The following is a 1,841-nucleotide window of genomic DNA, read 5'->3' on the forward strand; positions in this document are numbered from 1 at the left end:
AAAAACCGCCTTGAGCTCGCTACTCTTGGCGGTTTGCTTTTAGATATTAAAAAAGCCCCTTTCGGAGCCTGTTAAATGTGAATATATACGGGAACCCTGCTGGCAGGCGGCTGAATATGATTTGTTCTGCCATATACAGGAGAACATCGGGACGCATCGAAGTCAACTCGCCAATGATCATCATCACTACCGGATCGAGACCCTTGGTTGTGACGCGTCCAAGTACGCCAAAAAGCCCCGGCCACCATACCCGTATCATTGTCAAAAGCATTGAAGTCACCAATAGTTCCCCAGATGGGAGGCGCCCCGGAATCAATATATTGGCCTACTCCCCAGTTAGATCCCCAAAGTACTCTATCGAGCAAATAAGGGATGTTAAAAGTGGTTGAGCCATTACCGCCGCCCCACGTCGTGCCGATCGCTCTAAACAGACTGGCATAAGTTGAACGACTTACGGCTCTCCCGTCGCATAGAAGCCAATTAGGGTTATTGATGAAGCAGCCTGTATAAATAATGAACCCCGGCGGGAAGGTTTCAAATTTATCCACTCTGTCGCTAACTCCTTTTAGCGCTTCATCGATTTTCTTCTCCAACCTTGTCAGTCTGGCCTCGATGCTCTGATTAAGCTGATCCAGTGTATTTTTATCCGGTGTTAAGCCGCCTCCCACAATCGCGTTTCTAATCTCCTCCGTTACCGCGTTATACCAAGGCGCCTTCGGAACAGTCGCAAGCTGTCCGCCTGTACTCGACCCGTCCGTCGGGTATCCCAAAGGGGCATCTTCCGCAAATCTTGGCTCAACCTGAACCACTCTAGCTCCGTATGCTCTGTCCATTTTCCTGTTCCTTATAATCCCAATAGCCAAAATAAAGTGTGGTATGCGCAGGCGCATATCGTCTTATCAAGCACTCAATCACCGAGTCTCCCCACCAAGCGAGCGCCTCTTTTGTTTCTCCGGTTACCTCATGCCACTGCAGCGTACTGTTTGAACCTCCGATGACATTGACGCGCCAAGTGTGAGGCCAAATGCCGTCGGCCAGCACATCGTTCACTCGGCTCATGACGCTATAGCCATTAAATTCATCTATCACAATGAGATAACCAAACATGGCCGCCAAATCGATAAAAAACTGCGGGGTCTGAGAGTCCACGGTCGTCATCTTCCAAATCAAAAGACGGCGTAACGTGTTGATATCTGTTGCGCCCCAGAGCTTTAAGCATTCATCCGGAAGGCCCCATTCTTCCAACCACTCGGGAAAGGTTTCTATCGCAAAGCGAGGGTCCGCCTCAGTAATCAGCGCATTCGCTCTTGAATCAATGCGTGCGAGCTCAATAGCCCAGACCTCAAACATCATGGCATACAAACTGGCCGAATCCCCTCTTGGCCATACCGGTCCCGGAGGAAGAAGCTCTTTGAGCATGCCTACATACTCGTTTGCCGTTACTGCCATGAAATCTCTCCCAGAGTCGGAAGCTCGTTATTTGTCTCCGGAACCGGATCAGCTGTTGGAAAGACGACTGAATGATCCTCCTCTCCCAAAGCTGCGCTAATCGCCGCTCGAATGTGAGATAAGTAAATCCTTTGTCCCGGCACGCCTTCTCGAGCGAATAAGTCTTTGAGCTCTTGTCTTACCGCCTCCCGAACTTCGGCGTCATCAGGCAGAAGCCCCGCGATCGTAATATTTACCGGTCGAACCTTAGGAGCACTGACATACAGATGAGCCGTGACCGGACGAAGCTTATCAATATGCTCAAACACCTTATCAAGCATCGCCTTATCCGGAATAATCTCATCCATACCGTCACAGACGAATCTAACCGTGACAGTGCCTTCTCCTTCCTC

The 1,841-nt window shown here is 50.1% G+C and carries 2 protein-coding genes and 1 pseudogene; all 3 read right to left on the reverse strand.

The features are described 5' to 3' along the window. Window positions 1–71: 71 nt before the first annotated feature. Window positions 72–833 carry a phage tail protein gene (locus E5987_RS12650; protein WP_202074648.1) on the reverse strand — a complete coding sequence of 254 codons (762 nt, stop codon included), beginning with the start codon at window positions 831–833 and terminating at the stop codon, window positions 72–74. Next, complete coding sequence (locus E5987_RS12655; RefSeq protein ID WP_160336426.1) at window positions 811–1,449, reverse strand: YmfQ family protein; 639 nt, start codon at window positions 1,447–1,449, stop codon at window positions 811–813. Before E5987_RS12655 ends, E5987_RS12650 begins: the two co-directional genes overlap by 23 nt. Further along, window positions 1,440–1,841 (reverse strand): annotated as a pseudogene (locus E5987_RS12660) (baseplate J/gp47 family protein); the annotation flags it as partial. The gene E5987_RS12655 and the pseudogene E5987_RS12660, both read right to left, overlap by 10 nt.

Origin of the sequence: Parasutterella muris, assembly GCF_009767915.1 — a bacterium.
Classification (GTDB): Bacteria; Pseudomonadota; Gammaproteobacteria; order Burkholderiales; family Burkholderiaceae_F; genus Parasutterella; species Parasutterella muris.